The organism is Methylobacterium soli (assembly GCF_008806385.1).
Taxonomy (GTDB): domain Bacteria; phylum Pseudomonadota; class Alphaproteobacteria; order Rhizobiales; family Beijerinckiaceae; genus Methylobacterium; species Methylobacterium soli.
The window spans coordinates 1-13,254 of sequence record NZ_VZZK01000073.1; the positions used below are offsets into that span (position 1 = coordinate 1).

The following is a 13,254-nucleotide window of genomic DNA, read 5'->3' on the forward strand; positions in this document are numbered from 1 at the left end:
GAAGCGGACGAGCCATCAAGACCAACGCCCGTCCGCCCGATCCGTGCCCGTTCTGTTAGGCGCTCTAAGTTTATCCCCATAGCAGACAGTAGGACCTACGAGCGGGAGGGCGGCTTGGGCGGCGTGTCGGACTGCCACGTAGCTGACATCATGAGGGTCCGCTCGGGGTCGACAGCGGACGGCCGTTCAGCAGGATCTGAATGTCTGCTATCGGACGGGGAGTTGATGTCTGCTCATGGCGCGTCTCTGCCATTTCGAGGCGGGGTGATCATTGATGGATCAGGGTACAAATGCCGGTTTGTCATGGCGGGCTGAGCTACAGGTCGTTGGTGGCCATGAAGGCGGCATGTAGGCAGCAGGATTGAATTGAGCGTGCTGAAGTTTCAAACACTTGGCTGGGTGCGATTCTGCCCAAAAAGCCAGATGTATGGACTCGGGTGGTCGCTCGAAGTGACGCTGTGATGTCAGGTGGGTGAAGGTCTGTCTGACCTCGGTGAGTTGAGCGTTGCACAGGGAAGATTTGCTCAGGTGTCAGCCTTCTTCTGGGTCGTAGGCGGGCATGGTTGTAGGTTGGCGTGGCTTGGCGCCGGCAGCCGTGAACCGCCGACGCCACTGGTTCAGAGTGAGTTAGCCTACGCTGCCTCTGCTCGGTGGGCAGAACGGGTTCCGGGGCGGCGAGTCACCGTCAGCTCAGCGGTGCCGGAGCCTGCAGGGGAGGGCACCGCGTTGAGCTCGAGTTCGCCGTCTACAAGCCACCAATCGCTGTAGCGGCGGTGGAGCGCCCGGGCATGCTCCGGCAGGCCAGCTGCGGCGATGGCCGTGATCACGCGCTCCAGCGTGAGCGGAATGAAGGGGAGGGGACCGGTCAGCGGGTCGGTGAGCAAACGCATGTAAGCTGCGGCGGCCGTGTGCGCGAGCGTGTTGTGGCTAGGCGCGATGAAGGTGAGCACGGCCCGGTCTGCGAGACCTTGATTGAGGATTGTCGCGGCGAGGCAGTGCTGCCGGAAGAGTTGCTGGCAGGGGTTCGTTGTTAGCGCGGGTGCGGCTGGGTCGATGAACAGACCTGAGGCTTGGGCGATTTCAGCATATCGAGAGCTGAAGCGCGGGACGGCTTCGTAGGTGCTCTCACTGTATTTTACTTCAACTGCAACGAAGACCCGCTCGCCGGTGGCGGTTCGCCCGCGGATGGCGACGTCGAAGGCAGTGCCGTCACGCGTGAAGCGGGCCTCTCCGCGGCTGGGACTGTGCTCGAAGGTGAGGTGCGTGACTGTCTGCATTAGGCCCGGAAACAACTCCGCCATGAAGCGGGTGGCGAGATCGAGGTCGCGCGCGAGCAGGCCGAAGAGGTTGAAGGTGAGCGGCTGGGACGAGAGCAGGTTCGTTTTGAGCCGGTCCACGTCGTAGGCCGCGCCCGGCTCGCGGTAGTGGAGGGCGTGGGCAACGACCGGAATGATGCGTGGATGAAGGAAGTTGGCGCCGTCTCCGCCAGCAGACATGCTGATGCGCGAGCCGAGGCGGCGGCGCTTGCCGCGTGGGTCAATGTGGAGGCCGATGGGTAGCTCTCGGTCTTCGCGCCAGAGCGCTTGCAGGAAGCGGGCGGCGGCCTTGAAGCGGTGGTCGGCGGGGACGAAGACGTGGCGCTGGCGACGCTGGGCCTCGGAGATGAGCGGCAGCCAGGGCATTGGTCCCAGGCCGCTAGGATCAAGCAGGGCAAGGACGGCTGATGAAGAGGCGGGGTCGCCGCCTGGTGTCAGCGGGATGAGGGCGTTGTTAGCCATGAGGAAGTCCTGACATGCGTGCGGCCGCGGTGATGCGGTCAGATCAGGGTTCCCGGACAGGATCGAGAACTGAACGGGAATAGGTCAGTGGCAAGGCGCTTGGTGGGAGTGACGAAGGTTGGTGTCGTCGTGCAGGTAGAGGGCGCCGTTGGCTACATCCGCGGAGTGGGAGCCATACGGTCACGTCGTGCTCGTCGCTGTGGTCATCCACGTCGTGGCCGTCCGTGGCGTACGGGCAGGTCGTGGTCGGCACCGCCGTCCACGCCGGGCTGGCTGGGTTAGCGTAGTGGTTGTCCGCATCGTGCAGGGGGTTGTGATTTTATAGTCAGTGAAGAAGCCCATGCACACTCGATTGAGCCGTCGCCCTTCGCAGCTATGCGTTGCGTCGTGATTTGGGCAATCAACGAGCTTCAAATCATCAATCTGAGAGGCCGCAAATCTCCTGCTGCGTTGAATCTGAACGGAAGATATTGACCCAAAACGGTCATTCCGTTTAGCTCGATCGAATGGCCGCTTTGTGGCGTGAAGCGCACGTCTTCTGACCAGCGCCCTTCAGTAGGTCACTAACGAGCGGGTGTTCGAATCATGCGCGATGCCGTGCCGGTGACGGCCTCTCGTTCGACTTGAGCCGCGCCCGCCATGCACCCCTCTCCACAAGCTCGGCGATGACACTCGCCAAAACCTTGGCAACGCCCTCGCTGCCGCGGCCGTTCAGCGTGCGCTGGGAGACCACAACCGATAACCGCCAGGACGGCGTCGGGTCTGTAATAGGGATCGCAATCATCTCACCGCGCTCGATCTCCGCGGACAGAGCGAAGTGCGGCATGATCGCAGCAAACTTCTTCGAGCGTACGAGTTCCGCAATGGCCGGCAGGCTCTCACAATCGATCGCCGTGGCCGTGACCTCGTGACGAGCGGCCAGTTGCTCGATCACGACGCGGAGGATGTTCGGGCGCCCAGGTAATACGATCGGCAATGGAAGCTGGAAGATGTGCTGGAAGCCGATCTGCTCCTGGCCGGCAATCGGGTGGCTTGCCGGCACGATGAGCATCAAGTCCTCGACCATCATCTCGGTCCAGGCCACATGCTCGAAGGCCTTGTGATCGTAGAGCAGCGCTACGTCGAGGCGGCCGGCCTGGATCCATTCGTCGAGCGTGCCACTCATCGCCTCGACAATGTGCAGCGTGATGTTCGGCAGTGCCTCGGCGATGGACTCGTAGAGTGGCAGTGACAGTCCGCGGCAGGCGGAAGTTGGCAGGCCGACGGAGACCCGCCCGCTCGGGCTCGTTGCCTGCGAGCGGACGATGTCCTTGGTCCGCTCGACCTCGTGCAGGATGCGGCGGGCATGCTCGTAGAATGTGAGGCCCTGCTCGGTCGGCGTAACACCACGGGCATGGCGAAAGAGCAACTCCACACCGAGTTCGCCCTCGAGATTTCGGATCTGCTGACTCAGCGAGGGCTGCGCCACACTCAGCACCTCGGCAGCGCGGGAGACGTTCCCGCTCTCCGCGATCTGCACAAAGTATCGAAGCTGACGAAGGTCCATACGCGCGTTCTCCCGACGTGAGGATCGTCGGCCGCCGGCACTTCTGTCAAATGATCTACCAAAGGGCAATCTGCGCATCCTATGGGCACGATTTTCGGCTTTTTGCTGCGCAGCAAAAGACTTGCCCCCAAGCCTGTACGATCGCTTTTGCTTATGGATCATGCTGATAGGTTTTTCCGATAGGTCGTATCGGAAATTGGTCTTTGATGTCTTTCGTTTTGAACGGGTAACTTCCAGTAAGTTGCGGGTGGGTTGGGCGCTGCCGACACGCGCTCACAGGCACTTGGAGAGTTTCGCATGAAAGCGCAGAAGTATTTGCGCAGCCTCGTTATGGCTGCTCCGATGGCGGTTGCCTTGTCGACGCCAGTGCTGGCTCAGCAGCAGCCCTGCATCGGCAACTCCGCGGCGATCACCGGTCCGGCAGCCTTCGGCGGTCAGGCCATCAAGATGGGCGCCGAGATCGCGATTGAGGAAATCAACGCGAAGGGTGGGGTGCTGGGTCAGCGCCTGCGCTTCGTTCAGTACGACGATGCGGGCGCACCGCCTCGCGGCGTCGACAACACCCGCCGCATCGCGCTGGCCGACAAGTGCGTGGTGATCCTCGGAGGCTACCACTCCACGGTGTCTGTCGCGCAGGTTGAGCCAGTCCACGCCCTCGGAATTCCATTCGTTGGCGTTCTCGCCGCCAACACACAGGCGATCGAGAACGGCCGTAGCCCGAACTACATGTTCCGGGTCTCGGCCAAGGACAAATGGGTCGCCCGCTTCCTGGTTGAGCAGGCCGCAAAGGTCTCAAAATCCGGAAAGATCGCCTTCTTCTATGAGAATACTGGTTGGGGCAACGGCGCTCTGCCTGATGTCAAGGCCGCGGTGGCCAAGGCTGGAAAGGAGCTCGTTGCGACGGAGACCTTCAACTGGAACGATCAGGACATGACCCCGCAAGCCATGCGGGCGCGGGACGCCGGCGCGGATGTGGCGCTGTTCTGGGCGCTGGACCGGGAGGGCAACCAGATCGTGCGCTCGATGGACAAGGTCGGCTACAAGCCGACGATCATCGGTGCCTGGGGCATCGCCGGCAATCTCGGTGAGCTCGCCGGTCCCCTCGCCAATGGCGTGGAGGTCGTGCAGACCTACAGCTTCATGGGCGAACTCGATCCCAAAGGTCAGGCGCTCTGGCAGAAGATCCAGGCCAAGTACGGCTTGAAGGACCCGTCTCAGATCAAGATGGGCTCGGGCGTCGCGAACGCCTACGATGCGGTCTACATCGTCGCCAAAGCGATCGAGAAGGCTGGCAGCTACGATTGGAAGAAGGTCCGCGAGGCCCTCTACAGCGTCCGCCACGATGGGCTCGTGGCCAAGTACGACCCGGCCTTCGATGCATCGGACCCGGAGCGCCAGGACGCGATCCTGCCGCGCGATTACAAGCTGACCGTTTGGTCTGACGGCAAGTTGCTGCCGATCGCGCAGACCCCCTACGGCAAGGCGAACTGAACCCGTCGCGAGCCGGCGCTTCGGCGCCGGCCGGCCCACTCTGCGATGGGCGGAAAGCCAGTGATGACAACGGCTCTGCAATACACCCTTTCGGGGCTTGCCATCGGGGGGATCTACGCCCTGGTGGCGCTCGGCTTCCACATCATGTGGTCTGCCGCCAAGGCGGTGAATTTCGCCCATGGCGATACCCTAATGCTCGGTGCCGTACTGGCGGTGCTCGGTGTCGATGCCGGCCTGCCCTTACCGCTGGCCTGTCTGCTGGCCATCGCCGCCGGGGGCATCTTCGGGGTCGTGTTGGAACGCTTCGCGGTCCGACCCTTTACGGGCACGAACGCCTCGATCGGCTGGATGCTCACCACCATCGCGGTCGGCATCATGATCGAGTCGCTCGCGACGATGCAGTTCGGCGGCTTCTCGCGGCCCCTGGCCTCGCCGGGCATCGAGAAGGCCATCACGATCGGTGGTGCGGGCGTCTACCCGCAGGAGCTTCTGATCCCGCTCGTTGCCGTCGTTGCGATGATCGGCTTCCGCCTGCTGCAGAAGCGAACCCTGGTCGGTCGGGCGATGCAGGCCGTCGCCCACAACCGGCAGGCCGCCTCTCTGATGGGCATCGACGTCAACCGTATCGTGATGCTGTCGTTCGGGCTCGCCGCCCTCTTCGGCGCCGCCGCCGGCGTGCTGGTCGCGCCCGTCATCCAGGCTTCCGCCACGATGGGCGCCCTGCTCGGGCTCAAGGGCTTCGCGGTCGCGATCATTGGCGGCATCACCAGCGCACCTGGCGTCGTCGTGGCAGGTCTGGCCTTCGGCATCATGGAAAAGTTCGTCGAAGGATACGTCTCGACCGCCGCACGTGAGATCGTCGGGTTCGGAGCGATGATCCTTGTTCTCCTGGCCTTTCCGCAGGGCCTGTTCGGCAAGCGGGAGATCTTCAAGGTATGAACGCGCTTTTCCGTCTTGGCTTCGCGCTCCTCGCGCTCACCCTCGTTGCAGTCCCCGTGGCGGCCGGCAACGAGTACGAGCTCCGGCTCTTCATGCTCTTCCTGATCTACGGGATCATCGCCGTCGGTTTGAATGTGCTCGTGGGACTCACCGGCCTCGTCTCGCTCGGTCAGGCCGGCCTGTTCGCCCTCGGCGCCTATACGGGCGGCATCCTGGCGACGAGGTTCGGCTTCGACATCCTGTTCGCCAGCCTCGGAGCTGCACTGATTTCCGGCCTGTTCGGCATCCTCCTCGCCTATCCGACGGTGCGGGTGCGCGGCGTCTACCTTGCGGTCGTGACGATCGCCTTCGGCCTCATCGTCGAGAACGTCGCGATCGAGTGGCAGTCACTCACCGGCGGCACGACGGGCCTGAGCGGCATTCCCGGGCCCAACATTCTCGGCTTTCCGCTCTCGGGCTATGCCTTCTACGGGGTGCTCGCCGCCACCCTGTTCGCCGTCACCCTGCTCGCCCATCATCTCAAGTGGTCGGCCTATGGCCGCGCCATGTTGGCGGTCTCGCAGAGCGAGACCGCGGCGCGCAGCCTCGGGATTAACGTGACGGCACTGCGCACCCTCGCCTTTGTGGTTGCGGCGACGACGGCGGGGATTGCCGGGAGCTTCTATGCCTTCCTCAACGCCTACATCTCGCCAGACATCTTCACCTTCTCGGACTCGGTTCGCTTCCTCTTGATGGTCATCCTCGGCGGCGCTGCCTCGACTTTCGGTCCTGTCATCGGCGCCGCCATCCTGACCTACCTGCCCGAGCTGCTGCAGCAATTCGCCGAGTGGCAGAAATTTGTCTACGGGGCGCTGCTGCTGCTCGTGATGTTCGGTCTGCCGCGCGGCATCCTCGGCACCTTGGGCGGCCTCCTGGGGCGACTGCGTCCGCCAGCTCGCGGCATCGATCCGCATGAGGGCATGCCGGTGGCCGAGTTCCTGCAGGATGGTGTGCGCGCACCCGCCGAGTTGGCGACCGAAGGGTTGACCGTGCGCTTCGGCGGCCTGACCGCACTCTCCGAGGCGTCGGTCCGCATCAAGCCCGGCGAGATCCATGCCCTCATCGGCCCGAACGGTGCCGGCAAGTCGACCTTCGTCAACACAATCTCCGGCTTCTACAGCCCGACCGACGGTTCATTCAGCCTCGACGGCCTTCCGCTCGCCGGACACAAGCCGCACCAGATCGCTCGGCTCGGCCTTGGCCGCACGTTCCAGAACACCGAGCTGTTCGGCGAGCTGAGCGTGCTTGAGAACGTCATGGTCGGTGTCGAGCAGCGCCGGCACTACGGATTGCCGGGTGCTCTCCTGCGAACGCCTGGCTTCCGACGCGAGGAGGTTGCCTGCCGCCGCGCCGCGATCGGGCTGCTGGCCTTCGTAGGATTGGCCGAATACGCCAACGAAGCCGCACGCTTCCTGCCCTTCGGCCACCAGCGCCGCCTGGAGATCGCCCGAGCCCTCGCCGCCCGGCCCCGGCTGCTGCTGCTCGATGAACCGGCTGCCGGTCTGACCACTCACGAGATCGACGAACTCGAGGACATGATCCGGAAGATCGCCGCCTTGGGCGTCTCGGTGCTGCTGATCGAGCATCATGTCGACCTGATCATGGCTGTCGCCGACACCGTGACGGTGCTCGATTACGGCCAGATCATCGCCAGCGCGTCGCCCGCCGTGGTCCAGGCCGATCCTCGCGTGATCGAGGCCTATTTCGGTGGCCCGCTGACGCAGGCGCCCGCGACGGAGGCCGCATGAGTACCCAGGATCCCCTGCTCTCGGTCGAGGGCATCGAAGTTCGCTACGGCGCCGCCACGGCGCTGCGCGAGGCCAGCTTGCTGGTCCGTCCCGGCCAGCTCGTCGCGGTGATCGGCAACAACGGTGCTGGTAAGACCTCGCTCATGCGCGGCTTGACCGGCCTCGTCCGGCCCTCGGCCGGACGCGTGATGTTCAAGGGAGCGGACACGACGCGCTTGGCCGCGCATGCGAAGGTGGCGCGTGGCCTCGTGATGGTGCCCGAAGGCCGGATGCTGTTTCCCGACCAGAGCGTCGAGGACAACCTGATTCTGGGGGCTTACGTCCATGGCGGCCTGAAGCGGCCGGAGGCCAAGCGCAACCTGGAGCGGGCTCTGAGCCTATTCCCGCGCCTGCGCGAGCGCCTGCAGCAGCCGGCCGGCAGCATGTCGGGCGGCGAGCAGCAAATGCTCGCCATCGCCCGTGGCCTGATGACCGAACCGGATCTTCTCGTCATTGATGAGCTCTCCCTCGGCCTCGCTCCAAAGATCGTCGAGCAGCTCATCGGCATCCTGCGCGATCTCAACCGGCAGGGCCTCACCATTCTTCTCGTCGAGCAGCTCGCCTCCTACGCGCTCGCCATCGCGGACTACGCCTATGTGGTCGCGCATGGGCACGTCGAGCGCGAAGGGCCAAGTGCCGTCCTGGCGAAGGACCCGGACGTCATGGAGGCGTTCCTCGGGAAGAAGAAAGCTGCCTGAGCGCTGGGCGGGTCCACCCCGCCTCGCGCCACGGCCGATAGCATCGCGTCCCGGACACACCGGAGCGCGGACGGTCTCCACCATCCCTATCGAAGGACAAGTCATGCCCCAACACGTCGTCGACCTCAGCCTCCTGATCGAAGACAACATGCCGGCCCACAAGCTGTTTCAGCGGCCGGTCATCACAACGCATCTCAGCCATGAGAGCTCGGCGGCGCTGAACCTCGGCGTCCCTGGCGACGCGATGACGTTCCAGACCAACTTCATCGCCATGCTCGATCACGTCGGAACCCACGTCGACGCCTTCAAGCACGTGAACCCGAACGGAGCACCCGTCGACGAGATGCCGCTCGAGATGTTCATGGGCAAGGCGGTCTGCTTCGACCTGCGTCACATCCCGGATCTTGGCGATATCACGGTCGCCGACATGGAAGCTGCCGAGGAGAAGAGTGGCGTGAAGGTCGACGGCCACATCGTGCTGCTCTGCACCGGCTTCCACGCGCGCAACTATCCCAGCGTCGATTCTGTCTGGAAGAACCCCCTGCTGACGGTGGAGGCCACGCGCTGGCTCCACGAGCGCGGCTCGAAGATGCACGGTGTCGAGGGCCCCTCGACCGACAAGCCGAGCGACAACATCTTCGCCCAGCACCGGCTCTGCCGCGACCTCGGGATGAGCCACTGGGAGTGGCTGGTGAACCTGGAGGAACTCGTCGGGAAGGGCGAGGTCCAGTTCTTCGGCGTCCCGCTGAAGTTCAAGGGTGGCTCCGGCTCACCAGTACGTGCCTTCGCGCTCGTCGACGCCTGACCTCCTGCCGGAGCCCCGAACCGTTCGGGCTCCGGCACCAGCCCCACTCCGGGCGCTGGCCCTCGCAGCGGGGCCCCGTTCCACAGCCACCTTGCCCGGAGGATCGTGATGAGCGAGTTCGACTTCATGAGCGCGCTGGAACTGCGGCGCCTCGTGGCATCCCGGCAAGTCTCGCCGGTCGAGTTGACCGAGCGGGCTCTGAGCCGGGCCGAAGCCACCCAGTCCAGCCTCAACGCCTTCTTCGTGCTGATGCCGGACGCCGCCCGCGCCGCCGCCCGGCAGGCGGAGGCGGCGGTCATGCAGGGCGGCGCGCTCGGCTTGCTGCACGGCCTGCCGGTCTCGGTGAAGGACCTGATCGCGGTCGCGGGGCAGCCCTTTGCATCGGGTTCGCGGGCAATGGCGGATAACGTGGCCACCGTTGACGCTCCCTCGGTAGAGCGGCTCAGGCAGCACGGCGCCATCATCATCGGCAAGACCACGACGAGCGAGTTTGGCTGCAAGCCGGTCGGCGACTCGCCCCTCACCGGGATTACCCGCCATCCTTGGGATCTCGCTAAAACGCCCGGCGGCTCGAGCGCCGGGGCCGCGGCATCGGTCGCGGCCGGCATCACCCCGTTCGCGATCGGCACCGACGGCGGGGGCTCGCTTCGCATCCCGGCGGCGCTGACCGGTCTCGTCGGCCTCAAGGCGCAGTTCGGGCGCGTTCCGGTCTGGCCAACCTCCGCGACCCCGACCCTTGCCCATGTCGGCTCGCTGGCTCGGTCCGTCGCGGATGCCGCGCTTCTGACCACGGCCGTGGCAGGGCACGACCCGCGCGACCCGTCCGCGGTCGCTGGACCGGTTCCGGATCTCCTTGGAGCGGCGCAGGCTTCTGTTGCCGGCCTGCGCGTCGCCTGGAGTGCGACGCTTGGCTATGCCCGACCGGATCCCGAAATCGTCGAGATCGCCCGCGCTTCCGCGATGGCGCTCGCTGACCAAGGCGCCATCGTCGAGGCAGTCGAGACCGTGTTCGAGAGCGATCCCGGCGATCTTTGGACGGCCGAATTCTACGCGGGCGTCGGCACGCGCCTGCGCACCGTCCTCGAGAGGCAGCGCGACCTCCTCGATCCTGCCGTGGCAGACGTGCTCGACGCTGCGCTCGCCCAGGAGATGCGGGCCTATTACGAGAGCGTGTTTCGGCGTTACGCGCTTCGCGACGAGATGAGCCGCTTCTTCGCGCGCTATGACGTGCTGCTCTCACCGACCGTGCCGGTCACCTCGCTCGAGGCGGGGCGCAACTTGCCCGAGCGGCTCTCGGACCGCTCTCTGGTGACCTGGGTGTTCTATACCTATCCGTTCAACCTCACGGGGCAGCCGGCTGCCTCGGTCTGTGCGGGCATTGCAGCGGACGGCATGCCGGTCGGCCTCCAGATCGTCGGCCGCAGCCTCGGCGAGGCTGATGTTGTGCGGGTCGCGGCGGCCGTTGAGCGCACCAAACCTCCTGGCTACAATCTCAAGCCGCCGCTTGCATAAGCAGATCGCTCAGAAACAGGCGCCCTTGGACGGCGCGCTTCTGCTTCAGATCCTCCGCTAGGCGGGCCGGGTGGCGATTGCGTAGTTTTCCGGCTCGGCCTACGGCTCGTCTGAAATCATGTTCAGGTCGTTCCCATCTCCAGCGGACGTCCGCCCTCACCCTCAACTCGCCGCGTACACCAGCTTGAACATTTCCTCCCGACGCACGCCTGACGAGCCGGGCCCGGTCGCCTGCCAGGCGATCTTCGACAGCGCCGTCGACTTCGCCATCATCACCACCGACCATGAAGGGCGCATCACAGCCTGGAACCCCGGCGCCGAGCGCGTGCTGGGCTGGTCGGCCGAGGAGATGCTCGGCCAGCCGACGGCGACCTTCTTCACGCCCGAAGACCGTGCCGCGGATCGGCCCGCGACGGAGATGCAGTGCGCGAGCGAGACTGGGCGTGCCGCCGACGAGCGTTGGCACCTGCGCAAGGACGGTTCGCGGTTCTGGGCCAGCGGCGAGCTGATGCCCCTCAAGGCCCGCGACGGCTCCGATCTCGGCTTCCTCAAGATCCTGCGCGACCGCACTGCGGCCACGGCGGAGGAAGCGACGACGCGGCGGAGCCGGGACGAGCTCCAGGTCGTCACCGACGCGCTGCCGGTGCTAATCTCCTTCATCGACAAGGACCACGTCTACCGCTTCGCGAACCGGCACTACGAGACCTGGTTTGGCCGGCCGGCGAGCGAGATCCTCGACCGCCCCGTGCGAGAGGTCGTCGGCGAGGAGGTCTACGCAGCGCGGCTCCCCTACATGGCGCGCGCGCTCGCCGGCGCGGACGTCACCTTCGACGCGCCGATGCCCTATCGGGCCGGCACCACTCGGCAATCGGAGATCCGCTACATCCCGCGCAGGACCGGCGGGACCGTCGACGGCTTCTTCGTCATGGTCACCGACATCGCCGAGCGGCAGGCCGCCCAGGCCGACCTGCAGGAGGCCGAGGACCGCCTCAGGCTGGCGCTGGAGGGCGCAGGCACGGGCATCTACGACTACGACCTCGTCACCGGCGCGCTGACCTGGGACGCGCGGACCCGCGCCCTGTTCGGCATCGGGCCCGACGAGCCGGTCTCGTTCGAGGGTACCTACCTCGCCGGCCTGCATCCGGAGGACCGGGAGAGAGCGGATGCGGCAGTCCAGGCCGCCATCCGCTCGCAGGGCGCGTTCCACCTGGAGTATCGGGTGATCGGCCGCGCCGATGGCGCCGAGCGCCACCTCGCGGCCAACGGCATGACCGTGTTCCGGGACGGGCAGGCCGTGCGCTTCGTCGGCACCGTCCACGACATCACGGAAGCCCGGGCGGCGGAGGCGCAGGGGCGCAGGCTCGCGGCCCTGGTCGAGCAATCGAGCGACTTTATTGGGCTCGCCGGCCTCGACGGAGGGGCCGAGTTCCTCAACGAGGCGGGCCGCAGGCTCGTCGGGCTCGCAAGCCTGGAGGAAGCCCGCCGCTACAACCTGGCGGACTACTTCGAGCCGCAGGACCGGTCGACGGTGCAGGAGGAGGTCCTCCCGGCCGTGCGCGAGAGCGGCTTCTGGGAAGGCGACCTGTGCTTCCGCAACTTCGCGACTGGCGCCGCGGTCCCGGTCCATTACACCATCTTCCCCGTCCGCGACGCCCACGGCGGCGTCTCCGGCTACGGCACCGTCACCCGCGACCTCACCGAGCGCCGGCGGCAGGAAGCCTTCCGGGATGCCCTGATCGCGTTCGGCGACCGGCTTCAGACTTGCCGAGACACCGCCGAAATGGCCGCGGTCGGGGCCGAGATCATGGCCCGCACGCTCGGCCTCGACCGGGCCGGGTACGGCACCGTCGACGGGACGCTGGAGCACGTCGTGATTGAGCGCGACTGGACGGCGCCGGGCGTCGCCAGCATCGCGGGCCGCCACCGCTTCGACGATTACGGCGGGATCCGGGCGGGCCTGGAGGAAGGCCGCGAGGTCGTCATCCGCGACGTGACCACGGACCCGCGCACCGCCGCCGACCCGGGCGCCCTCATCGCGGTCGGGGCCCGCGCCCTGATCAACGTGCCGGTGATGGAGCACGGCCGGCTGGTCGCCCTGTTCTTCCTGCACGACCGGCAAGTCCGGGACTGGCGCACCGACAAGCTCGCCTTCATCCGCGACATCGCCGAGCGCACCCGCGCCGCCATCGAACGCTTTCGCGCCGAGGCGAGCCGGCGCGAGAGCGAGGAGCAGTTCCGGGCCTTCGCGCAGGCGATGCCGAACCACGTCTGGGCGGCCGATGCCGAAGGCGCGCTCTACTGGTTCAACGAGCAGGTCTACGCCTATAGCGGCGCGCGGCCGGGCGAGCTCGACGGAGGAGCATGGGCGGCCATTGTCCACCCTGGCGACGTCGAGCCGGCAGGTCGGACTTGGGCGGGAGCGCTCGCAGCCGGCGCAAACTACGAGACGGAATTCCGCATCCGCCGCGCCGACGGGGCCTATCGCTGGTTCCTCGTGCGGGCGGAGCCGATCCGTGGTTCCGACGGGGCGGTCGTCCGCTGGATCGGCACGAACACTGACATCGAGGACCGCAAGTGCGCCGCGGCGCAGCTGGAACGCCTCAACGAAGGCCTGGAGCAGCAGGTCGAGGAGCGCACGCGCGACCGCGACCGGATGTGG

Annotated in this window: 9 protein-coding genes; 7 read left to right on the forward strand and 2 right to left on the reverse strand. The window is 66.2% G+C overall.

Going from position 1 to position 13,254, the window contains the following annotated elements; translation table 11 throughout:
• Positions 1-632: 632 nt before the first annotated feature.
• Both F6X53_RS30820 and F6X53_RS30825 read right to left on the reverse strand, forming a co-directional pair.
• The gene (locus F6X53_RS30820; protein ID WP_151005548.1) at positions 633-1,778 is read right to left on the reverse strand and encodes a PGN_0703 family putative restriction endonuclease; all 1,146 of its coding nucleotides are present in this window, start codon (positions 1,776-1,778) and stop codon (positions 633-635) included.
• A 583-nt stretch (positions 1,779-2,361) separates the two neighbouring features.
• Positions 2,362-3,324 (reverse strand): LysR family transcriptional regulator, encoded by a 963-nt coding sequence (locus F6X53_RS30825; protein WP_151005550.1) that lies wholly within the window; start codon positions 3,322-3,324, stop codon positions 2,362-2,364.
• 297 nt (positions 3,325-3,621) lie between these two features.
• On the opposite strand from F6X53_RS30825, the gene F6X53_RS30830 reads away from it, so the two are divergent.
• From F6X53_RS30830 to F6X53_RS30860, 7 genes are all read left to right on the forward strand, one after another.
• A complete protein-coding gene (locus tag F6X53_RS30830; RefSeq protein WP_151005565.1) occupies positions 3,622-4,815 on the forward strand; it encodes an ABC transporter substrate-binding protein in 1,194 nt (397 codons plus the stop codon).
• Positions 4,816-4,878: 63 nt separating this feature from the next.
• Positions 4,879-5,754 carry a branched-chain amino acid ABC transporter permease gene (locus tag F6X53_RS30835; protein WP_151005552.1) on the forward strand — a complete coding sequence of 292 codons (876 nt, stop codon included), beginning with the start codon at positions 4,879-4,881 and terminating at the stop codon, positions 5,752-5,754.
• Positions 5,751-7,541: a branched-chain amino acid ABC transporter ATP-binding protein/permease gene (locus F6X53_RS30840; RefSeq protein ID WP_151005556.1), complete on the forward strand. Its 1,791-nt coding sequence runs from the start codon at positions 5,751-5,753 to the stop codon at positions 7,539-7,541. Before F6X53_RS30835 ends, F6X53_RS30840 begins: the two co-directional genes overlap by 4 nt.
• Positions 7,538-8,278: an ABC transporter ATP-binding protein gene (locus F6X53_RS30845; RefSeq protein ID WP_151005558.1), complete on the forward strand. Its 741-nt coding sequence runs from the start codon at positions 7,538-7,540 to the stop codon at positions 8,276-8,278. Before F6X53_RS30840 ends, F6X53_RS30845 begins: the two co-directional genes overlap by 4 nt.
• A gap of 103 nt (positions 8,279-8,381) precedes the next feature.
• On the forward strand, positions 8,382-9,083 hold the full coding sequence (locus F6X53_RS30850; protein ID WP_151005560.1) for a cyclase family protein: 702 nt from the start codon (positions 8,382-8,384) through the stop codon (positions 9,081-9,083).
• Between the two features lie 105 nt (positions 9,084-9,188).
• The gene (locus tag F6X53_RS30855; RefSeq protein WP_151005562.1) at positions 9,189-10,595 is read left to right on the forward strand and encodes an amidase family protein; all 1,407 of its coding nucleotides are present in this window, start codon (positions 9,189-9,191) and stop codon (positions 10,593-10,595) included.
• A gap of 184 nt (positions 10,596-10,779) precedes the next feature.
• A partial coding sequence (locus tag F6X53_RS30860; protein ID WP_151005564.1) for a PAS domain S-box protein occupies positions 10,780-13,254 on the forward strand: 2,475 nt, incomplete at its 3' end.